22 protein-coding genes are annotated in these 22,893 nt (G+C 41.3%); 4 read left to right on the forward strand and 18 right to left on the reverse strand.

What is annotated here, in order from left to right; translation table 11 throughout:
- Positions 1–242 precede the first annotated feature (242 nt).
- Positions 243–443 carry a twin-arginine translocase TatA/TatE family subunit gene (locus KYJ26_RS22380; protein ID WP_219170148.1) on the forward strand — a complete coding sequence of 67 codons (201 nt, stop codon included), beginning with the start codon at positions 243–245 and terminating at the stop codon, positions 441–443.
- A gap of 115 nt (positions 444–558) precedes the next feature.
- Here the strand turns inward: KYJ26_RS22380 and KYJ26_RS22385 are convergent, their stop codons facing one another.
- Both KYJ26_RS22385 and KYJ26_RS22390 read right to left on the reverse strand, forming a co-directional pair.
- Positions 559–1,359: a class I SAM-dependent methyltransferase gene (locus KYJ26_RS22385; RefSeq protein WP_219170150.1), complete on the reverse strand. Its 801-nt coding sequence runs from the start codon at positions 1,357–1,359 to the stop codon at positions 559–561.
- A gap of 178 nt (positions 1,360–1,537) precedes the next feature.
- On the reverse strand, positions 1,538–4,615 hold the full coding sequence (locus KYJ26_RS22390; RefSeq protein WP_219170152.1) for a GNAT family N-acetyltransferase: 3,078 nt from the start codon (positions 4,613–4,615) through the stop codon (positions 1,538–1,540).
- Between the two features lie 276 nt (positions 4,616–4,891).
- Here KYJ26_RS22390 and KYJ26_RS22395 point away from each other — a divergent pair, with 276 nt between their 5' ends.
- Positions 4,892–5,227, forward strand: coding sequence for a DUF3889 domain-containing protein (locus tag KYJ26_RS22395; protein ID WP_219170154.1), 336 nt, complete (start codon positions 4,892–4,894; stop codon positions 5,225–5,227).
- Positions 5,228–5,336: 109 nt separating this feature from the next.
- Here KYJ26_RS22395 and KYJ26_RS22400 read toward each other — a convergent pair whose 3' ends face one another.
- Positions 5,337–5,891, reverse strand: a complete 555-nt coding sequence (locus KYJ26_RS22400; protein ID WP_206848798.1) for a helix-turn-helix domain-containing protein — start codon at positions 5,889–5,891, stop codon at positions 5,337–5,339.
- A gap of 317 nt (positions 5,892–6,208) precedes the next feature.
- Between KYJ26_RS22400 and KYJ26_RS22405 the strand changes: the two genes are divergently transcribed.
- Together KYJ26_RS22405 and KYJ26_RS22410 are read left to right on the forward strand one after the other, a co-directional pair.
- Positions 6,209–7,036 (forward strand): STAS domain-containing protein, encoded by an 828-nt coding sequence (locus KYJ26_RS22405; RefSeq protein ID WP_219170157.1) that lies wholly within the window; start codon positions 6,209–6,211, stop codon positions 7,034–7,036.
- A 155-nt stretch (positions 7,037–7,191) separates the two neighbouring features.
- Complete coding sequence (locus KYJ26_RS22410; protein ID WP_219170159.1) at positions 7,192–8,196, forward strand: DUF3231 family protein; 1,005 nt, start codon at positions 7,192–7,194, stop codon at positions 8,194–8,196.
- A gap of 81 nt (positions 8,197–8,277) precedes the next feature.
- On the opposite strand, the gene KYJ26_RS22415 is transcribed toward KYJ26_RS22410, so the two are convergent.
- The 15 genes from KYJ26_RS22415 to KYJ26_RS22480 all read right to left on the reverse strand — a co-directional run bounded on the left by KYJ26_RS22415 (position 8,278) and on the right by KYJ26_RS22480 (position 22,824).
- Positions 8,278–9,027, reverse strand: coding sequence for a serine hydrolase (locus KYJ26_RS22415; RefSeq protein WP_219170161.1), 750 nt, complete (start codon positions 9,025–9,027; stop codon positions 8,278–8,280).
- Positions 9,028–9,074: 47 nt separating this feature from the next.
- Complete coding sequence (locus KYJ26_RS22420) at positions 9,075–10,079, reverse strand: ABC transporter ATP-binding protein (protein ID WP_219170163.1); 1,005 nt, start codon at positions 10,077–10,079, stop codon at positions 9,075–9,077.
- Entirely contained in the window at positions 10,076–10,999 is a 924-nt protein-coding gene (locus KYJ26_RS22425) for a C40 family peptidase (protein WP_257475188.1), read from the reverse strand. Before KYJ26_RS22425 ends, KYJ26_RS22420 begins: the two co-directional genes overlap by 4 nt.
- Entirely contained in the window at positions 10,996–12,096 is a 1,101-nt protein-coding gene (locus KYJ26_RS22430; protein ID WP_219170165.1) for a mandelate racemase/muconate lactonizing enzyme family protein, read from the reverse strand. The genes KYJ26_RS22425 and KYJ26_RS22430 overlap by 4 nt, the downstream gene beginning before the upstream one ends.
- Positions 12,093–13,031 (reverse strand): S66 peptidase family protein, encoded by a 939-nt coding sequence (locus tag KYJ26_RS22435; RefSeq protein WP_219170166.1) that lies wholly within the window; start codon positions 13,029–13,031, stop codon positions 12,093–12,095. Before KYJ26_RS22435 ends, KYJ26_RS22430 begins: the two co-directional genes overlap by 4 nt.
- Before the next feature lie 95 nt (positions 13,032–13,126).
- Positions 13,127–14,752: a peptide ABC transporter substrate-binding protein gene (locus KYJ26_RS22440; RefSeq protein WP_219170167.1), complete on the reverse strand. Its 1,626-nt coding sequence runs from the start codon at positions 14,750–14,752 to the stop codon at positions 13,127–13,129.
- A 42-nt stretch (positions 14,753–14,794) separates the two neighbouring features.
- Positions 14,795–15,805, reverse strand: a complete 1,011-nt coding sequence (locus tag KYJ26_RS22445; RefSeq protein WP_219170169.1) for an ABC transporter ATP-binding protein — start codon at positions 15,803–15,805, stop codon at positions 14,795–14,797.
- A gap of 5 nt (positions 15,806–15,810) precedes the next feature.
- Positions 15,811–16,764, reverse strand: coding sequence for an ABC transporter permease (locus tag KYJ26_RS22450; RefSeq protein WP_219170172.1), 954 nt, complete (start codon positions 16,762–16,764; stop codon positions 15,811–15,813).
- On the reverse strand, positions 16,764–17,696 hold the full coding sequence (locus KYJ26_RS22455; RefSeq protein ID WP_206848754.1) for an ABC transporter permease: 933 nt from the start codon (positions 17,694–17,696) through the stop codon (positions 16,764–16,766). Before KYJ26_RS22455 ends, KYJ26_RS22450 begins: the two co-directional genes overlap by 1 nt.
- A 14-nt stretch (positions 17,697–17,710) precedes the next feature.
- Entirely contained in the window at positions 17,711–18,535 is an 825-nt protein-coding gene (locus tag KYJ26_RS22460; RefSeq protein ID WP_219170174.1) for a M55 family metallopeptidase, read from the reverse strand.
- A gap of 895 nt (positions 18,536–19,430) precedes the next feature.
- Positions 19,431–19,616 carry a hypothetical protein gene (locus KYJ26_RS22465; protein ID WP_219170177.1) on the reverse strand — a complete coding sequence of 62 codons (186 nt, stop codon included), beginning with the start codon at positions 19,614–19,616 and terminating at the stop codon, positions 19,431–19,433.
- A gap of 119 nt (positions 19,617–19,735) precedes the next feature.
- On the reverse strand, positions 19,736–20,272 hold the full coding sequence (locus KYJ26_RS22470) for a histidine phosphatase family protein (RefSeq protein WP_219170179.1): 537 nt from the start codon (positions 20,270–20,272) through the stop codon (positions 19,736–19,738).
- Between the two features lie 67 nt (positions 20,273–20,339).
- The gene (locus KYJ26_RS24150; RefSeq protein ID WP_257475189.1) at positions 20,340–20,471 is read right to left on the reverse strand and encodes a hypothetical protein; all 132 of its coding nucleotides are present in this window, start codon (positions 20,469–20,471) and stop codon (positions 20,340–20,342) included.
- A gap of 163 nt (positions 20,472–20,634) precedes the next feature.
- Complete coding sequence (locus KYJ26_RS22475; RefSeq protein WP_219170315.1) at positions 20,635–21,807, reverse strand: TraB/GumN family protein; 1,173 nt, start codon at positions 21,805–21,807, stop codon at positions 20,635–20,637.
- A gap of 327 nt (positions 21,808–22,134) precedes the next feature.
- Positions 22,135–22,824 (reverse strand): hypothetical protein, encoded by a 690-nt coding sequence (locus KYJ26_RS22480; RefSeq protein ID WP_219170186.1) that lies wholly within the window; start codon positions 22,822–22,824, stop codon positions 22,135–22,137.
- Positions 22,825–22,893 lie beyond the last annotated feature (69 nt).

The raw sequence follows: 22,893 nt of genomic DNA on the forward strand, positions 1-22,893 counted from the left end.
TTATGATTATCGTAAGGAAACCATAGCTTGTTATGTCTTTTGTTCCCTATTCCTGGTATGCTTTTTCGGGCTTATTGAGATCTCTGCAGAAATCAGTGGCCAAAGGATTTTTTCTTCTTTCCCGCGATTCTCCTGGGACATGATGATTAAATGGGAAGATATCGTAGAAATATTCGACTTAAAATAAGATCCATCATTCAAAGTGATCTAAAACGACACTACTAAAAAGCGAGGAAATATAAATGAATCTTGGTTTCGGTGAAATAGCGATTATTTTGTTTGTGGCACTCTTGTTCTTTGGACCTAGCAAACTCCCTGAACTTGGAAAAGCAGCAGGCACGTCCCTAAGAGAGTTCAAAAAGGCCGTAAGTGGATTAATGGACGAAGATGAACAGAATAAAGAAGAAGAGAACGACAATATAAGAAAGAATAATCAAAGCTAATTAGGGAGAAATATCAATGAGGGACGGACCTTCAAAAATGGAGAAAATAGTCTTTTTTTTCCATTTGGAGGTCCGTCCCTCATTATAAATCCCTTCATATGTATTTAAGACCGATTCATCTTTTCTGCGAAATAATCGTGAATAAGCCTGGTACCTTATCTTCAATTCCCGTAGGTGCATCTGATGGGAATGCCCATCTTATGCCTTGTTCCTCTACTAATTGAAGGATGTGCAAGTCTGAGCGGGCAAGAGATGTGATGATTTCCCCCAAAGTCCACCTGCGGATCTTGTTCTTTTTTGAATGAGTCTTGTCATCCGGCTTTAATAACTTCCGAAAGGCAACGTCCACTTCACTCTCTCCATTATTAAAATAGTCTCCTGCCGCTACCATTTTACTATCATCAACCTCTAATAACTTTGATACTAGTGGATGATAATCCCTCAAGATGAAAGTCCCGCCTTTTATTAGTATGTTTCTGACCATTTCAAACACAGGTGCTAAATCAATAAAATAGTGAAGAACTCCAAGTTCCAGTATGACGATATCAAATTTCTTCAAGCTTTCTTTCAAAGGAACTTCCAACAAATCGGATACGATATAATGAATGTTCACACCTGCCGCTTCGGCTAATTCCATGGCATATCGCCTATTTTCACTCGAAATATCAACCACGGTGACCTCTGCCCCCAATAATGCAAATGATACGGCTTTATTTCCCTTTGATCCTAATAAATTCGCAATCCTCTTTCCTTTAACATCTCCCGTAATCGTCAAATATTCCGAAACTTTTCGACTGGGATCCCCAGAGAGTGTCACTGCATAATCCTTTGGCAATCCATACCGATTCACCCATGCCTGGTAAGCACCATCATTCCATCCTGCCTTATTTATCTTACTAAGCTCACTCTGATTCAAATTCTCGCCACCTCTCAGGCAATTTGTTCAGGGACGGACCTTCAAACTTCCCGCATTTCCATAGAAAACCCCATTAGATCAAGCTTTATTACTCTAAACTGGCCAACCTTTGAAGGTCCGTCCCTCCATCATAATTGGAAAAACGCGAACCTGCGGGGAATGCGGGTTCGCGTGGGGGTTATCTGAATTGTATGTTGTGTAATGTTCTGATGCTGTTTGTATCCTTGATTTCTCCATAGAAGAGAATAGTTGGTTCGATTTTGATGGTTTCTCCATCAGCTGCAGACCATTCGTTTGTGGAAGCCACTAGGAGTGCATCCTGATTTACATAAGCTTCAGATTGCTTTCTATTAGTAGGGTGGATGAACGAGATGGTTTCCTCATGCTCATCGCAGCCCAATACCGCATACGGTGAATCTCTTAAAACGAACTCTTCCGTTCCTGCATAGTATTTATGGACCACTCCTTCAGTAGGAAGGCTTACGTAACTGGATTGTAAAGTCTCTCCTGTCTTGAAGAAAGCATCTAAATCCAGAAGTTCCTTCACTATCGTCTGTCCGGAGTTCTGATGGATCTCAGCACAGACAGCAAGAACAGGCACTTCAGGAAGAGTCAAAGCGTATTGACGCAGTGTGACCCCTTTCATCTTGTCGTGCTTACTGAACGCTGTTGATATACAGATTCCACTCCATTGATGCCCGAAACGATCTACTCTAGTCACCTGTTCAATCGTCGTCTCCTCTTTCAACAGAGAATAGGCACTGATTGATTGGAAGGAGTAGGCAATACCTCCTCCCCATGGATTCCACCATGCACGGGGACCGGGTTTTGGATATTGATGATCGAGTGCTTCATTACCTTGTAGTTTCAATGAATAGATTCCAGGAAAATAATTGGCACACGCTTGAAATGAAATCACACCATTATCAACAACCCAGTTGTCATCTTTTTGCTCGATGGTTACTTCTTTAACTCCATATACGAATTGAAGGGAATCAACCTTTGCCAATTGATTGGTGGAAACAAATTCTCCAGAAACCATCTTTACACCAGGCGAAGAATGTGTAAGTTGAAGATCCAACTGAGTAACTCCCTGGTCTTTCTGAACATCTTTCAGGATGGTATCATGTCCGTTTTGTACAGTGAATGTTCCATGGATATATGGGGTCATCAATGATCTGAAACAGAAATTTATCACTTCATTAACTGGTGAAACTGAATCCCCTTTTGCTTTCTCAAATGCATACAGTGGTAATTCCTGCAGCTCACTTTCTTCGTATCCAAGTAATTCACGCCATTTCGACCAGTGATTGGATGTATTGATCCCTACTTGAATGGGACCTAGGCAGATCTCTTCATTTGGTCTAAGATTTTCCACCTGATATTCCAGAGCAAATCGCCAATCATCTTTTCTCCCAAGGGCTTGTGCTGGCCACGCTAAAGAGATTGATTCACCCTTTGAAGATTCGATAAACAACCACCTCTCTGAAATGGCTTTATCATCAATGTATTCCATGAAGGGGACAAGTGATTCAGTACCGATCAAGATCCCATCGTTCTGAGGGATCGCTATGCCTTCAAAACTGAAAAAGGCAGGTTGTATCAAAGAAAGTCGTTCTTTCTCCATCGTCCCCTTGTTCACTATTTCATGCTTGATTTCAACCAATCCATCTCCATACATTTTGAAATACGTATTGAGTAGAATAGAATCGAACGACTCTGAAAGGAGTGATGTCTTAATCACCAGAGCTTCCGGCAATTCAATAAACTCAACGGATGAAGCTTCTTTCTTTGCGAACTCATCACTATAAGGTTTTCCTAACTTAGGTGTAAAAAAGGAAATGGGATCCCGAGAGAGCACAGTGGATCCTATTTTGACGGTGTGATTTCTTTTTTCAATTTCCACATAGTGTGGTCCATTGAATCCAATCCAATGCTCGTCTGTTTCCCCACCAAATTTTGCACCGTATCCAGGGAGTGCTATTCTGAGTAATGTTGTAAAAGTAGCACGTCTTCCATTCTCCCATTCAACTGTAACCCCAATTTCTTCTGAAAGAAAACCATTCTTTATAAGCTCTGCAGAAATAGGGACGGAAACCTTCCCAAATCCTGCTATCCGCTCCATCACTTCAGGGTTTTCCCAGGATACCACTTTATTCTGAGGCAGCTTGACGGTCCAAATCGTATTTTCTCCTACCTGACTTTCAATATCAAGATAAATAGTCCCCTTGCTTTGGGGCTTCCAATTCTTTTTTAACGATCTCAAGTGAAGTTTGCCAGCCTGTTTAGGAAATACACCCATTTTCAAAGAAACAGTTTTTTTATTTATCTCAATCTCTGCCCCTACAGTTGGATGGGTTTTCCATGGGCTTGGTTCATTCGCGGGCATGGAGACCCTTGCCGGTACATCCTTTACCCATTTATTTTCCAACAAGAAGGTATCTTCTAAATCATGCTTTATAATGGATGAAGATGCACCTTTTATGGAAACCTCAACAGGTTCCTTGCTTCGATTCTCCACATGATAGGTTAGAATATGATCTTGATTTTCCAATAGCTTGAACTCAGGCAGATTCATTTCCACTAATATATCCTGTGTTTCAATCAAGCGAATACCTCGACCCGTTCGCTCAAATTGGATGCGAACGAATTCATCCCCGGCTTCCCACTTATACTCATAATAGGTATGATCGTTCACCTTTAACGCATCCGGTTTAATTTCTATCACACGCTGACTGGTTTCATACCAGTCATGGTTGTTGAAAAATGGCTTTAGAAGATCAATCTGAAGCACCGACGGAATGAAATTCATTAAGTGAACGGCATCATCACGCTCTTCCCAGAAAAACCCGCATTTTTTATAAAGTGGCACGGCTTTTGTATTTCCCGGCCATGTAAATAAATCAAGCCTGGGCCATTGCAATTCAACTGTTTTTTCAATCGCTTTTAAGACGAGTTTTTTTCCGATTTTCATTCCTTGAAATGCGGGATGTACATTTAATAAGGGAATGTACAGAGCTCCTTCATCTTCACGATATTCGGAAAGTCCGCAATAACCTGCTACTTCTTCACCGACCATTGCTAAAAATAAATGTAGATTTGTGGAATTGGCTTCCTTGTCCTTTACATCCTGTTCGGTTGTGATAGTAGAATCCCCACCCCAGTTCTCGCGGCTTTCATTCCACATTTTAGCAATTCCTTTAGCTAAACCTTCGTGATATTCTACGATCTTCACTTGCTCCAAAGTTGTTTTCATAATTTCCTCCTACGCTAAGTTTTGAGTGAAAGAACCTCATAATCATTGTTATTTTGAATTGCATAGACGATTGGAATCATCGTCATCGCCTCCTTTCATTTTGTTGGAAAGATTTTCTTCCCACATCCACAGTTTAAGATTTTATGATCATGAAGTAAAGAATATTCTAACTACACGAAAGATTTTTACTCCTTTAGCAATACTATCGAAAATGGGTAATAGGAATAATTTTATGTCTGCAAGACAACCCTACAAGATAAAAAGAGGGTAATCTTAATGAAAATGATTCGACTTGTTACAATCGTTCTTTGTATGATTTTTATTACAAACCTCGTAATCAGTGATGGTGCACTCCTTCATGCCCAACAGGAGATACCTTCATATGCAAAGTGGGGTAGTCTTGCAGTGAGGAAAACGAAAGAAAGATATCCTGATGCATCTATTGTAGATTATCTTCATATAGGAAAGGAATATGGAACAAAAGTTTCGACTGAGAAGTTTAAGCTTTGGTTAAAGCGAGACGGGAAAGAATTTGGTGTATTTGTAGATATTAAATTCGAAACAGACAGCGAGAAACTGATTGATATAAACTTCAGAGAAACAGACCGATAACTATAAAAAAAAGAGAGGGATAGGCTTATAAGCCCATCGCTCTCTCTTTTTTGTTTTCATACGATGGATTCTCTGAACACGTAATTCAAAATGAAATATACACTAACGGCTAATGCCCTTCAAGAACATCATCCGGTCTATTGTTATGTATTTCAGTGGAAGCGGTGGCCACCCCAATGATGGTACCCTCTTCATTCAATAAGGGATGTGCATATACATTATAAGCGATTTCTCCAGAGGATAAGGGAATGGAAATCACTCGGCTGATGGGCGTCTCTCGATCCAAAACATCTTGTTTAAGCTCCATCAGCGCACGGTTTCCGTCATTTTCACTAAGCTCCAGGTCTGTTTTCCCGATATGGTCTTCCGGAATAAGATCCGGAGTATTGAAGATCCAGGTATATCGTAATTGGGTATCACAATGAGCAAGTATGACAGGAGCATTCTTTAAGGCAATGGAAAATGGATTTTCCTCCAGATTAAAACTCGATGCGTGAAAGTCAAGGACTTCACCCAGCTTGATGGTTACCTCAGGACTCGGCTTTCGGATTCCACTCTCAATTTGGGCGTAGTAGGATCTTTCTATAAAGGCTTTTGAGGCCACTTCCTGCTGTGTCATTTTTTTTCGCTTTCTTAACTTAATAAGCCAAGTTCTTTTTTTCAACCCTCATCCCCCCTTCTATATCTAAATGGCAGAAAAGCAAATGTATGCTTCATTCATGAAAGTGTCTAAACAGACACTTTTACAAGTGGGAATATTCGATATAATAGAATTGTAGGAATATTTTTAATGAACTTCTTATACCATTTCATTTATTGACCTCTTTTTGAGATATCCTTACTTCCCCATATAGCATCAAAACTTTCGTACCCTTTATTAAAAATCATAACATAGAATCCAGCGTTACCTCTATTCTTTTTTCCAAATATATTTACATAAGTTGACGACTTGCAGAGTTGATTTCAGAAGGAGGATATCATATGACAACGAAGGCCGTTCAGGGTAATGACAAGTATCTTGATTTCATTAATCGTATCAATGAAACAAAATCAGGAGTGATTCAGGAAAGATCGACCAACGACCCTTCTTATTCTAATACTGTTTCTGGTTCACTTAGAAAATGGAGGGGCGATTGCATAGAGGTGTTGGCTAATTCATTGGAAAAGCCAAATGCACACGATGCCGTCATCGAAAAATGGGCATGTTCTTCTGTGACGCTTTTCAAGCAGTTAGACGTTTCGCTTGAAGTTGCAATTAGTGATATACAGTACTTTCGCAATGAAATCGGAGCAGTGATAAAATCAGAGGCTATCGTGAAAGAACTGTTAATAGATTCCTTTTATGACCTGATTTCTCGCTTTCACTCTGGAGTGGATCAGGCCATTTTCAGGATTTCAATCGCCTTTAATCACCCGCTTTCGGATTCGATCAGCAGAGAACTGTCCATACCCATCGTGAAGGTGACTGATTCGATTGCCATTTTGCCCCTTATCGGAGACATTGATACACAACGTACAAAGGACTTAATGGAACGGGCTCTAACTAAAGGATCTGCCTTAAGGCTGCAATATCTCATCATAGATTTATCAGGTGTAAATGTAGTCGATACGATGGTGGCAGATCAGTTATTTAAAATAGTGGCTGCCCTCAAGTTAACAGGAATTCAAGCAATCCTGACAGGAATAAGACCAGAGATTGCACAAACAATGGTGAATCTTGGCATTTTCATCAACCACATCCCGACTTTTGCGAGTCTTCATACAGCACTGATTCATTTGCAGAAATTCAAAAGCTCCCTTGGTCATTAAGGGGGTTTTTACTTTTTGTCGTAACAATACGCTCAATAGTTCTAAGCTCGAGAATAATTTCTGCCGTACTTCGAAAAAATAAAGATAGAATTTCCCCTGTATCAGCTTTCACCTCAAAGTGTGGGGGAGTAAAATGAGCGTAAAGGATGAAATGTATGAGTGAAAAGAAGAAGGCCTTAAGTTCAAGTGAGCTTGCTACATTATGGATGACATATCAACAAAAAACCATGATTCAACGAATATTGGAGTATTTTATAGAAAAGGCCCATGATGAAGAGGCAAAAGAAATTCTTTTGTACACTCACTCTAATGTAAAAGATTATATTGGCAGACTTATCGGTTTATTCGAGAATGAAGGATGCGTCATCCCAATCGGTTTTACCGAGGAAGATGTCAATATAGGCGTACCTAAGCTCTTTGATCACAAATTTGACATTATGTTTTTAAGAAATCTAAAAGCCACCAGTATGGGATTACACACTCTGCATCTCAATATGTCCTATAGAAAGGATCTTATCCTGTTATACAAAGAGTTAACCGGATTCACTCAAACGGTTTATGAGAAATGTATGGATTACCTACGAGAAAAGGATGTATTACCAGGGCCTCCTGCTGTGACGGTTCCGAAGTCGATTGAATTCGCACAAAGCCCGAATTATATGGCAGGTTTTAATATTTTTTCGGATAAAAGGACTTTGAATACTGTTGAAGTAGCTTATCTTTATTTTGGAATTGAAACAAATACGCTGGGAATGCAGATGATGACAGGGTTTGCTCAAGCAGCAACCGAACCCGAAGTAAAGAAATACTTCATTAAAGGGAAAGAATTATCAAAGAAAATCGTTAGTGACTATACCCATGTCTTGATGCAAAGTGATATCCACGCCCCTTCCACTTCTGGAGCGAAAGCCACAGATTCCACCGTTTCACCATTTTCAGATAAACTTATGATGTATTGCACATCCCTCTTCACCAATTTCGGTTTAGGGAGTAATGCACTGGGTACTGCTTTCAGTTTACGCAGCGATTTACCGGTCAAGCTTGCTGTAACTGCAAAGGACATACTGGCTTATGGACATGAAGGTGGCAAAATCATGGCTAAAAATGGATGGATGGAGCAACCCCCGAGTATGGAGGACCGGAATAAACTGTTTAAGTAGCATTTGCCATAAAGTCCTGATCAACAAATAATACGTTTAAAGCAGATGCTCCGCCTATAATGAGGACGGTGCACCTGCTTTTTAATTTGTATCTCTTATTAAAAAATCGTATATGAACTTTCCAATCTTTGCGATCGTACCTTTTCCAGATTCATTATCTTCTAGTTCATCAATTAATACTGCTATGTATGCGTGTTGGTTTCCATACTTCAGTATACCGCAATCGTGCTCGACACCTGGGAGCTCCCCTGTTTTGTTTGCCACAAATACCATTTCCTGGTCCATCAGTGAAGGTAGTTTATCTTTAAATTGTTGGTGATGTAGAATATTCAGCATTTTCCCACGGCTATTGAAACTGTAATTTGGACTTTTGTCGATCAGCTTTAAGCATGTAAGAATGTCCATTGCGGAAGTATGGTTATTGTATCCCTGCTCTATTGCTTGAAAATCCATGAACTTCCTCAGTAGCTTCGTCTGCTTTAAGTTCAAAGAATCGCATAGCCCCTGTATGGCACTTGAACCAAGACAGTCAATAAGAAAATTTGATGCTGTGTTATCTGATACGATGATCATAAGAGTGAGAAGATCTTCAATGTTCAAAGATATTTCCTCAGAAAGTGATGCAAGGACACCTGCCCCTCCGACTCTTCCTTCTATAGGGATTGAAACTTTATCAAGAAGGGAGATCTTCCCTTCTTCTGCCTGGCGGAAACCCTCCAGTAAAATGGGGATCTTGATCAAACTCGCTGCAGGATAAGATTGATGACCATTGATTTGAATAAATTGGGTTGGGAGTTCGACGGCGACACTGACTCTTCCATTGGAACACATAACGACATCCCGTATGTTTTGTTCTAAAGAATTCATCATAAATATCTTTATTTCGTTACTGCCACTTCAGCAGGATCTCCTACAATTTTCTTATCGTAAAGGTGACAGGCAACAAAATGTTTTTCCTCCACTTCCTGCCATTCAGGTTTATGAGTGGCACAAGTTTCCATGGCTGCAGGACAGCGCGTCCTGAAAACGCAGCCACTGGGCGGATTGATTGGACTTGGGATTTCTCCCTGAATGATCATCCGTTCCCGTGCATCCTCTACATCCGGATCAGGAATTGGAATGGCGGAAAGCAATGCCTGGGTGTATGGGTGAAGAGGTTTTTTATATAGCTCCTTGCTTTCAGTCAGTTCAACAATATGTCCTAAATACATAACACCGATACGATTACTGATATGTTTGACCATTGAAAGGTCATGTGCAATAAATAAAAAGGTCAATCCTTTATCTCTTTGAAGTTTAGTCAATAGATTTACAATTTGAGCCTGGACTGATACATCTAGTGCAGAAATCGGTTCATCTGCAATAATAAAGTCAGGATTTAGCGCAAGTGCCCGTGCAATCCCAATTCTTTGACGCTGTCCCCCGCTGAATTCGTGTGGGTAGCGATTTGCGTGATCGCGATTTAGCCCCACATCTTCCAAGAGCTGATAAATCCGATTCATCTGCTCTTTTTTATCATTATATAAATTGTGTGCTTCCATCGGTTCAGCTATGATTTCCCTAACCGTCGACCGGGGATTGAGTGATGCATATGGATCCTGGAATATCATCTGCATGTTCCGGTAAAATGACAGCTTTTCCTTTTCCGAGAGGGCATGGACATCCTTGCCGTTATACAGCACTTGACCTTCCGTGCGGTCATATAGTCCGATAATGGTTCGTCCGGTAGTGGATTTTCCACATCCTGATTCACCCACCAATCCAAAGGTCTCCCCCTTGTAAATATCAAATGAAATACGATCCACTGCTTTCAAGGTTTTTCCTTTATCCAGCTGAAAGTATTTTTTTAATTCTTTTACTTCGAGTAACTTCTGATTCGTCATGATGATTCCCCCTCTTCTACCCAGTAACGTCTGGCCACGCACAGCTCTTTTTCGTAATAAGTGCCTTTCAATGACAAAATCTCAATCGATTTACCCGTATTTGGCGAATGAATCATTTTATCGTCTCCGTAATATATGGCTACGTGATGTATACTCCCTTTTCCTTCCTCATAAGCAAAAAACAACAGGTCTCCAGGCAATAAACGATCCAGGGGTACATCCGTACCATTTCTCGCCTGATCATTTGCGTCACGGGGAATCAGGTATCCTTGGGCTTTACACATCGTGTAGCTGAAACCAGAGCAATCAAACCCGAAGCTTGACATCCCTCCCCATAGGTAGGGAAGGTTAAGAAAAGATTCTCCTGAAGTGACAATATCCGCACCACTTCCTTTTCGATCGTTGACTTTGTTATTGGATATCATCACATCTGCTTGTTTTACGAATCGGGTACCTATCGGAGTCTCTACTTCAATTGACTCATCATGCTCTTTCACAACCGGCAAAATGGTTTGAAAGCTTAGTTTTAGTTCAGCCTCGTTATTTTTGTTAATTAAGTCCGCGAATTCGCTGATTATTATAGCATAAGAATCAGAAGGAGAGAGCTCACCTGGTGTAAGCTGAGCACTTGGAATCCAACCGGGATATCCGCGCTTGTCTTTAGAGGAAGGCTGATCTGGAATAATGACATGGGACCACCCTTTCCGCTCTTCCGTAACGAGTACTTCCTGTCCGAATAACGCTTGAGATTGTATACGGTTTTCATCACAGAGTGCCAATCGACTTTCATGTGTTAAAGTCTCCAACCATTTTGATATCTTGACAGGATTCACAACGGCAGGTTCATCTACCTCACGTACCGAATCAGGATTGGTCCATACGGTCGCAACAGGTACGGCTATAAGTGCTTTAGTCGTCAATTTCCTTCCCCCTCGATTGATACTGATACTCGTTCTATTCCAAGGCCGGAACTTTTCGGCATGGAAATCCTTCTTCCGTTGTACACTATTCCCCCCACAACAATATCTTCTGCCAGCATAAGTGGAGCATCAAAATCAAATCGTGTGACATTCTTCCTGCTCGCGGCAAAGTGAGCAGCGGCAGTTATCCCCAAGCGTGTCTCAATCATACTCCCCACCATGCATTCGACACCGAACAATTCTGCCATATCGCTTATCTTCTGAGCCCGATAAATCCCACCGGCTTTCATGAGCTTAATGTTGATCAAATCCGCACTCCTGGTTTCTAACACTTCGAAGGCTTGATGTGGGGAGAAGACACTTTCATCTGCCATAATAAGTGTTTCGACTTCATCCGTTACTCTTTTCAACCCTCTGATATCATGCGCAGGCACAGGCTGCTCGACTAATTCAATTTGGAGGTCAAGGTCTTCCATTTTTCGTATTGCTTTTACAGCTGCTTTAGATTCCCATCCTTGATTGGCATCCAATCGGATTTTGATATCATATCCTATACGTTCACGAATTCGCTGGATCCTTTTGATATCTGTAGAGATATCATCTTTACCGACTTTTATCTTCAATACGTCAAATCCCTTTTTTACATAGGTGGCTGCGTCCTCAGCCATCTCCTTCGCACTATTCACACTTACTGTGTAATCCGTCTCTAGCTCCTGCCGATATCCCCCAAGGAACTGATAGAGTGGTAAATTACATCTTTGTGCCAAGCAATCATATATGGCCATGTCCACAGCTGCCTTTGCGCTTGAATTATGTACAATTAAAGAATGGAGTTGTTGAAATATATATTCGTAGTTCAACAGACTTTTACCCAACAATGCGGGTTTGATCACTTGTTGTATGGCAGACTCTATGCTTGATAGGCTATCACCCGTAATCACCACGGTCGGGGGTGCCTCACCCCAGCCGATGATCCCGTTGTCACATATTAATTTTACGACGACGGCTTCTGCCACTTTCACCGTCCTCAATGCAGTCTTGAATGGGGTGTGTAATGGGACCGCAGTCCTGAATGTCTCAAGCTGATGAATATTCATTCATTACCACCCCCGCGAACTCCGGTTTCAATCGTAAACGTATGGTCCCGTGTATCCAGCTTTCCTATGCTGCCTACCGGAATGGCAATACTTGGGGATGAATGCCCGATATGAAACCCTTTTAGTACGGGCTTACCTGCACTTGCAATGTGTTCCATCAGTACCTCATCAAGAGTCAGGGAACGTTCAGGTTTCTCAGGTACACAGTTCTTGAAGTCACCGATGATAATCCCGGAAGCTTCATTGAATTTATTAGCCATTTTTAACTGATTCACCATTCGATCCACTTTATATGGTTCTTCATCAATATCCTCAATAAATAGAAGTTTTCCTTTTGTATTTACTTCAAAAGGTGTTCCCAAGGTGCTGACCAATAGAGTGAGGTTCCCTCCGATGACGGGACCGTTTGCTACTCCTTCTACGACCGTTTCAAGTTTGGATTTCTCATACGTATAGACTATGTCTTCTGTATGGAAAAGCTGCTGAAACGAATCCTTTGAGGCGTTGTGAACGTCAGAGAGTCCGATGTCAGAACTTAACATCGGTCCATGGAAGGTGACAAGACCGGTTTGTTGGTGAATGGCAGTATGTAAAAAAGTAATATCACTATATCCCCAAAAAATTTTCGGATTTTGGCGTATCAATTCGAAATTTAATTTTGAAACGATTCGGCCTGTACCAAAACCTCCGCATGCACAAAAAATGGCTTTCACGTCTTGATCTTCAAACATTCTATGAATATCTTCTATTCGATCACTGTCTTCACCTGCCAGGTAACCATACTTCTTATCTACAGAATTTCCTATTTTAACGATTAATCCCAATTCTTCTTCAAGAAAACGTATTGCTTTTTGTAAAGGTTCAGTTTTCGGAGGGCTTGCAGGAGCGATGACTCCAACCAGATCTCCTTTATTCAGTTTCGCAGGTTTCTTCATGACACATACCGGACCCCTTTCGTAGAAAAAGAGGGAGTGGACGCGCGGCCAAAAGTGCGGCTTTGGGTCCCTCCACTCATCCTGTTTTCAATCCACTATTTTTTATCTGCCCATTTTAATTCCATATAGCCGACAGGGTGACGGACAATACCTGATACATCTTCATTTTGAAGGTACACATGATTATAGAAATGTATCGGAATGATCGGCATTTCATCCATCAGGATTTTCTCCGCCTCATACATCATGTCAAATCGCTTCGCTTCATCGGCTTCATTCATCGCTTGTTTGATTAGGGTGTCATATTTTTCGTTACTCCAGCCTGTACGGTTCATGGAATGCCCTGTTTGGAAATTTTCAAGGAAGTTGATCGGATCTGCGTAGTCTGCTAAGAATGAGCTACGTGATAATTGGAATTTCAAAGCCTTCTGTTCATCCTGGAATACGTTCCATTCCATATTGGCTAATTTAACGTCAACATCTAAGTTTTCCTTGAACATTTGTTGAAGAGCTTCAGCAATTTTTTGATGAGTATCACTTGTGCTGTATGTTAAAGTGACTTCCGGAAGTTTATCGTATCCTTCCTCTTCCATCCCTTTTTTCAAGAGAGCTTTTGCTTCTTCCACATCTGTTTTCACCAAATCTCCATTTGCTTCACGGAAGTCCTTCCCAGAAGGGTCTTTAAACCCTTTCGACACAAATCCGTAAGCTGCTTTTTCTTTGTTCTTGGTAACAAAGTCAACCATTTGTTGCTGATCCACCGCCATGGCGAATGCTTTACGGATGTTTTGATTTTGGAAAGGCTCTTTTTCTAAATTGAAACGATAGAAGTACGTTCCAGCCTGGTCTTCTACATTTACTTTGCCTTCTTCGAATAACTGTTTACTTAAATCCGCCGGTACGTCAGCTGTATCAAGTTCACCGGTTTTGTATAATTGATAATCCGTATTTGTATCGTTTACCATAGCCCAGTGAATTTTATCTAATTTCACTGAATCTTTATCCCAATATTGATCATTCTTTTCCATGACGAAGTGGCTGTCATGTTCCCATTCAGTCAGTTTGAACGGTCCATTAGCGACGAAACTATCCGCTTCGGCAAACCATTCCGGATTTTCTGTAGCAACCTTTTCGTTGATCGGGAAAAATGCCGGATTCGCAATCACGCTTAAGAAATACGCTTGAGGACTTGTCAGTGTAACCTCAAATGTTTTCTCATCCTTTGCCACTACTTTCACATCCTCGGCTGATCCCTTTCCTGTGTTGAATGCCTCTCCACCTTCGATGAAGTATCCAAGGAAAGCAGCCGGAGAACCTGTGTCCGGATTTAAAAGGCGTTTCCAGGCGAATACGAAATCCCCGGCTGTGACATCATCACCATTAGACCATTTGGCATTGTCCCTAATGTGGAAGGTATACACTTTGCCATCTTCCGAGACGTCCCACTTTTCAGCCATGGCCGCTTCAGGCTCGTGATTGGCATTTAGTCGGGTCATCCCTTCCATTAAGTTGTTCAATGCAGTCCATGAATATGAATCAAAGCCGATCGGTGGATCAAACGATGTGGGCTCTGCCCCGTTGTTCAAATGAAGCACTTTGCCTTCTTCTTTTTTCTTGCTGTCTCCGCTACTTGATTCACTGCCTGCGTCTTTCGTGGCCGTACAGGCAGCCAGCACGAACAGGAGCATTCCCACTAGAAGAACGGATATTACTTTTTTCATGATTTTCCCCCTCTTTCACTATTTATCTATCAAACAATCAGCTTATCGAATCGTTAAACTGACCGTTGAAAGCATTTCCTTGGCTCTTTTATCCTGTAGCCAGCAGTCCACATGATGTTCTTTTGATATCTGCGTTTTGACGGGATACACACGGTCGCATACTTCCATCGCCATTTCACATCTTGGAACAAAAGGGCATCCGATAGGCGGTGAGAAGAGATCAGGCGGTGAACCTGGAATCGGAATCAGGTCTTCCCCATCAAGATCAAGCCTTGGAACCGATCTCAGTAACCCTTGAGTATACGGGTGTTGGGAGTGGTAAAAGATTTCTCTTCTGTTCCCTTCCTCTACTATTTTCCCTGCATACATGACAGCTATTCGATCCGCAACTTGTGCCACGACTCCTAAATCATGTGTGATCAGAATAATGGAGACACCTGTCTTTTTCTGGACTTCTTTGAATAATTCCAGTATTTGAGCCTGAATGGTAACATCCAGGGCAGTTGTAGGCTCATCGGCAATCAATACATCCGGTTCGCATACGAGTGACATGGCGATCACGATCCGCTGCCGCATCCCCCCGCTGAATTGATGTGGATACTGCTTTAACCTCTCTTCTGGATTCGGAATACTGACGAGTTTCAGCATGTCAATCGCTTTTAGTTTAGCCTGTTTTTTGGAAACATCGTTGTGCTGCAGAATCCCCTCCATGATTTGATCGCCAATGGTCAGGGTCGGATTGAGTGCTGTCATGGGATCCTGAAAGATCATGGAAATATCCGCTCCACGTACCTTTCTCATTTGGGCTTCTGATTTGCCCAAGAGATCCTCTCCCTTAAACAAGATCTTTCCTTCTGTTATACGACCTGGTGGATTCGGTATCAGTCTCATGATACTCTGTGATGTGACACTCTTTCCACAGCCCGACTCCCCTACAATCGCCAGGGTTTCACCTTTATGTAAATCAAAACTTACACCCCTGACCGCCTTTACCTCTCCCCCATATGTCGTGAATGAGACGTGGAGATCCTGCACAGATAAAATTTCGCTCATGATGATTACCTCCTTAGTTTCGGATCAAGTGCATCCTGTAATCCGTCACCCAACACATTGAATGAAAACATCGTCAATGAAATGAATAGTGCCGGGAAGAATAAACGCCACCAGTAACCTGATAGAATCGTAGATAAACCGTCATTTGCCATCACGCCCCAGCTAGCATAGGGTGCCTGAATTCCAAGGCCAAGAAAACTTAGGAAAGCTTCCGCAAAAATAGCACTTGGAACAGTCAGTGTCATCTGTACAATGATCGGTCCCATGGTATTAGGAAGAAGGTTCTTTCGAATAATCCTCGCCGTTTTCGTTCCGAACGTTTTAGAAGCTAAGATAAATTCGTAATTCTTTATCTGGAGTACCTGTCCCCTTACAATTCTCGCCATACCGATCCATCCAGTTACCGTCAGGGCAACGATGATGGTCAAGAGGCCCGGACCCATGACCACCATTAAGAGAATGACGACAAGCAAATAAGGTAATCCGTATAAAATTTCCACAATTCGCATCATGACATTATCCGTTTTACCACCTTTATACCCTGCAATGCCACCATAGACAATCCCAATCACAAAATCGATAAGTGCTGCCATGAATCCAACAAATAGGGATATACGTGCGCCATACCAGGTTCGGGTAAATACATCTCTCCCCATATCATCTGTACCAAACCAGTGTTCACCAGAAGGTGGCAGGTTTTGGTTGGAGAGTGTTTGCTTCGTTACATCGTGTGGAGAAATGATGGGTCCGATGACTGCCATCACAACTAATCCGGTTAAGAATACCAACCCAAGCATAGCGAGCTTATTTTTCATTAGACGGTTCCAGGCATCCTGCCAATAGGAAAGACTCGGTCTCACCACCGCTTCCGCATCAGTTTCTTTTCTCTTCTTCGGTGTAAACCATTCATCCTTGACGTCTGAAGTATCGAGTGGCTCTTGTTGTTGTGGAATCCCCATTATTTCGCCTCCTTCTTATGTAGCTTAATCCGCGGATCCAGGAAACCATATGCCAAATCGACTAAGAACAACATGATAATGAGAAACGCACTATAAAATACAGTCGTTCCCATGATGACGGGATAATCACGCTGATTGATGCTCTCAACGAAATACTTACCCATTCCTGGAATGGCAAAGATTTGTTCTATGACGAAAGTACCCGTTAATATCCCTGCGGCCAGGGTTCCAAGTACCGTGACAACCGGAAGCAATGCATTTCTTAAAGCGTGTTTCACTACAATCTTCACTGGTGACAATCCTTTAGCACGTGCTGTCCTAATATAATCCTGTGTCAACACTTCCAACATGCTTGAGCGCGTGAGACGGGCAATGATTGCCATTGGTCCCGTTGCTAATGCGAGTGTAGGAAGAATCATATGTCGCCAGCTTGTCCATGTGGCAACAGGAAGGATCCCCCACGTGACCGCCACTTGTTGAATCAATAAAGTCGCCATTACGAAGTTCGGGATTGAAATTCCAAGGACCGCAAATGTCATCGCCATATAGTCGATGATTCCATTATGTCTAAGGGCCGCGAGCACCCCCAGGATAATGCCGGAAAGAACTGCAATCACGAGGGTTGTCATCCCCAGTTCAAATGAAATTGGAAATCCCCTTCCCAACAAATCGTTCACTGTTTGGGATGGCTGAGTGATAGAAGGGCCAAAGTCCAATGAAATAAGTGATTTTAAATATAGAAAATATTGAACCATCAATGGCTCATTCAAGTGATAATGAGCTTCTAGATTTTGTTGCACCATCTCACTTGTATTTCTTTCTTCATTAAACGGGGAACCCGGTATGGCATGCATCAGGAAAAACGTTAATGTGACAATCAGCCATAGGGTAATGACCATGGCCAAAAGCCTCTTCAATAAATATGTACTCATTGTTCTCACACTTTCTAACAGAATGTTGTTCTCATCGCGAGCTCAGTCATGACAAGCATGGCTCTATAGGCTTCAAGGATATCCTTAGCAGCAAATCTCACCGTCGTTGTCCCTGTTTCATGTACGGTTCCCGGCATAAGACTCGCCCACTCCGCCTGTCCATAATTGGCAAACTCAATCCGTAAAATAGGATGTTCAGGCGGAGTGAGTGGTTGTACATTTCCCTTATTATGTATTGCTTCTTCCGTTCTTTTCATTAATAGTCGTCTTGATTTTTCCGGCGTGAGACTTTTTGCAACAGAACGGGAAATGGTTTCCTTTACGACTGCGGTCGTCACATTGGGGATCAATGATTCTGCCTCTAATGCTGCCTGATCGTCCCCGGCAACCATTAACACAGGTACTCCATAGTACCCGGCAACGTATGCATTAAATCCCATTTCACCAACTGCCACATCATTGATATACATGTGTCGGACACCGAATATCATGGAATGGGACATTACCCCTTTCATGGAAGCCCTGGCATGATAACCAACGAAAAAAGCACCATCAAACGTTTCATCCAGTCCTTGAACCATGGAATATGGTTTCACTCCACCAGATATCAGCTTCGTTTCAGGGTGCAGCCTCTCAATCAACAAATTATTCATTTGTGAGTGACTATCATTCACAAGTACTTCTTTGCAACCTGAATCAAAGGCTGCAGTCACAACGGCGTTCGCTTCATCGGTCATAATGATTCTTCCACGTTCATAATTATGCTTATTCGATGACACATGAGTATGATCCACAAGACCCGTAATACCTTCCATATCAACGGACATATACACGTTCATAAATCGCACCTCCTTTCATGGGTATTATTTATTAAATTTTCTTAATATTATAATTATTAATTCGGGTGATTTCAACATTTTTTTGAATAAAAAGGAATATATTCCTATTCTCATAAAATAAGGAATATTGAACCATGGTTTATTTCATTCATTAGGATCTTTCTCTGTCCAGGAAGGAAAAGTAGTTAATTAGAATCATCAATTCTGATTGAGATTAATAATCTGATGGATTTTATAATGAAAATCACACCGCGCTCTTTTGTTCGTGGGCCTGTCATATTTCATTGAATTTAAGTATTTGACGGAGGACATATGACATATAGATATTATGGTGATATATTCCAATGTATTTAGTCAAAATGAAACTCTCAGGATAATTTTTCATTACCAAATTGATTGATGACAAGAAGTATTTTAATTACGGTTTGCTGATAACCTAACTTTCCCTATTTAAAATATCACCACGTTAGCCTGTACTTAGCTATAATAAGAAAAAGACCTGGAGAATTCATCTCTCCAGGTCTTGAACTTGGTACATGTATATTAGCTTATTTTATTCAACAATTTTTCTGAGTGCTGAGTGCCCATTTCTGCCACTAAATCAAGTAATTCTGCTTTCGTTGTCTCATCTAGGCCTTTATAAATAAGGAAAGCTTGTGTTGCATCAGAAGTAATTAACTTTCTGTATAACTTTGAGATTCTTTTACTCCTGTGGGTGTCCATTAGATCCTCCTCTATAAATCCTTTCTGTTATTATAATAAATATAGGCTTGTTTTTTCAATATATTCTTCAAAAATTAATTATGTAACAAAAATGAATCAATCCTATTACTAAACGAATTTAGGTCAACCTTGGAGGAGAAAATAATTTTCTTAGACCTTTACACGTAGGTGATTATCTTAAAGATAAATCAGGTGATAACGTTCCGAATTCGAGTGCTTCAAGGATAATTTCCTCAGAGAATCCTGTGTACTGAGAAAGCATTTGAATCGTAATCTTCTGAGAAGTACGGGAAGCCTGGTTTCTTGCCATATATGTTTGATACAAAACAATGGAGTATCTGTCATGTATATTGAGCAACGATCGTCACAGCTCCTATTATTTTCTCCTCACAAGGTCGCGGGTAAAGGTTAATTACTATTTACCCAAAGTTTCATTTTGAAAACGTGGCTGTTCAGTTACATTTTTATCGCTTACGTTCAGCTTCTTACATGCAATTCATACTGCTTAAATTCTCCATTATTGGATGAGAATCTTAAGATATTTTGATCCTTTGGAATGCCATGAAAGTACGCACCGATTGCACCGGTTGTACACCTGTGACCGGAAATCAATATATGTTTATCTTCTCCTCCATGGAGCGCTGTCAATTCTTCCATGAAGTGTAAAACCCTTGTCATGTAACTCTCAGCATCCTCCACTCCATCATAGCACGATGAATCCGGCAATGGACCATTCATGATCACCTCGCTTTTTATCAGGCCATCCGCCTCGCCTAAATCATAAACATCTAGTCTTGTATCAACCTTGCACGACATAGCTGTAACAATTTCAGCCGTTTGAATGGCTCTTTCCTGTGGAGAAGAAAAGACGTAATCGAAGTTGATGTGACTTAGTTGGTGTTTTAAATCCCAAGCTTGTCTGAGTCCTGCTTCATTTAATGGGAGACCATTTCTGCCTTGGAGTCTACCTTCTTTGTTTCTATCGGTTTGGCCGTGTCTAATAACGTATATCATGTAGATCCTCCTTTCATTTGTATCGATTCAACTAATCAAACTGTTCCATTGAGCTGATGAATCTGTTTTAATGATCCTTCTTCCTCTTATGTACCTCGATTTGGATGACCAGATACGAAATTCCCAAAAACCCCACAATTCCAAATACTCCTGCGATGATTCCTTGAACTGAAGAAGTGAAGATTGTCATTCCCAGCATGATGCTTAATCCTACGAATAGAAGAAATAACCAATGGCCGTATCGATTGACAAACTCTGTGATTATAATCCCCTCCCAAAACTATGGATACTTCCATTTTAGCATAATATTCCAATTTACCCCCAAAAAAATAAGCCATCCAGAAGGATAACTTATTTTTCCCCTATAAATTTTCAAGAAATAATCTTACTACGTCTGCCCCACCAATGACTGTTCCCAATGTACTTCCTAAATTTGCAAGTACGACAATGAGAAGGATTCGGGTTACTTTGTTTCTCCAGAATCCCTTAATGCTCAGTACATCCTCAGGCAGAGAATCAAAATCACCGACATTGGGCCTGCGGAAATAGGCTTGAACGAACCCTGCAAACCAACCGGCTGCTAGAAGAGGATTCAATGATGTAATGGGTGCTGCTACAAATGCCGTTACAATGGCTAAGGGATGTCCCAGTCCGATCGCTACTCCAAGGGCAGAGAACCCGCCGTTCCACAAAATCCAGCTGATTCCCTGCTGAATCCCTGCATCGGGGTTTGAGATGAACGTATAGGCAATGACGGCCAGGATCATGACAGGGATGGCCCACCCGATGACTTTTGGCCAATTAGATTTAGTTGGACGTTCATTCAATTTATCCAGATTATGCTCTTTATAGATTTCTCTAGAGATACCTGGTACATGTGCTGCCCCAAGTACTGCGACAATCTTATTTCCTGGAGCGTCTTTGATTTTCTGTGCCAGGTATTGATCCCGTTCATCGATTAAGGGTGTTTTCAACTTAGGAAACACTTGTGTGAATTCATTCAGCATTGAATCAAGCATATCCTGGGATTTGATTTTTTCCAGTTCTTCCTCTGTAATTGTATCATTGCTAAAGATACTGTATACAATCTGGGTCAGTAGCTTGGCCTTCCCGCTGAAACCTACACTGCTCCATATCCGGGAAAATGTCACCTGGATGTTCCGGTCAGCAAGGACGAGTTCCGCATTTAATTCTTTCGCGGATTCGATGCCCTGAATCATTTCCTGTCCCGGTTTGATGCCGAATTGTTTGGCCATCCGGCGTTGGAATGAACCAATGGCAAGATTCATGAGGAGCAGAGTGGATTTCTTATCTTTGATCACTTGAAAAATATCAGTATCTCTCCACTTATCACCTTCGACAATTGATTGATACCTTGGTTCGTCCAGCTCAACACAAACCGTGTCCGGTTTCTCGTCTTCTATCACATCTTTTACCTGTTCCGCACTCTGTCGTGACACATGAGCGGTCCCGATTAGGATGTATTCCTTTCCATCCATATGTATTCTGGTAATATTCTTTTCGTTTTCTGTCATCATCGTGTACCTTCCTTTAGTTCCGCTGACTTTCAATAACAATCTACCTCATAATGATAAACTAGTTTTGGCAAAATTTAAATAAATTCTGTTCATAATCATGAAAGATCTTGATTTTTTACGATGATTTCATATGTTGCGGAATGATCAAGATTGGTTTTGGGTGTATTTTTTGCTACCCGACTTATAGGGGATCCGTTTAGCATATTGGATAGAGAAATTCGGATATATGATATACACAATGATCAGTCGATCAAAAGTGATGATACATACTTCATTCAGTGAACTGGAAAAAAGTAGAGTGCCAGAAACAACACTCTACCCCTACTAATATTTCTTTTCAATTCTTTCTTGTAACGTTTCTATTTTTTCTGGAAGTACATACAGGTATTCAATCAGACCTTCCAATAATTCCATGAGTAGGCCAGCTGTTTCATCATCTATCTCCCGTTCCAATTCAAGCATCTCGTAGAAAGCAGACTTGGGATGGACTAAATGGCTGAGGGCCTGGATCGGCTTTGATAGATCAACATTTTTCGGAAGCTGATCGAATTGTTCCGACAAAGATTGCCCTGTGGATTGATCACCATTGAAATTCTTCAGTACACTCTCCAGTACCCGCTTAGACATAACGGCTGTAGCAGAGTTATCCTTCGACTGGCTGACGTTTAATGCGGATCGAAATGATCTGACGAGGTCCTGTGGGATCCGTTTATTCCCCTGGATCTGATCCAAGGGTCCGTTCGTGGCTAAAGGATCATAAATATATAGACCGGCTTCCTCTCTTGTATGAATCGAATCGTCATTCAACATAATAACGAAAACGGCCGGTTTCTTACATTCCGAACAGTTGGCCTCTGCGAACAACCCAGTCTTATTCACTTGATAGAAATTGGCTTTCAACACAAATTCACTGGTCTTAGAGCAACTTGGACATTGACTTTTAACTTTCTTAGGAACTTTTTGATAACCGTACTGAATGTGTGACAATACGGATCCAGGTAAAATTTCTCTCATGTGAACCTCCTAGAAAATGCAGCTCGACAAATGGAATTTTCATTATTTAGAATTTTTCAGTTAAATAAA

It is taken from the genome of Rossellomorea orangium (assembly GCF_019334305.1).
In the GTDB taxonomy this organism is placed as follows: domain Bacteria; phylum Bacillota; class Bacilli; order Bacillales; family Bacillaceae_B; genus Rossellomorea.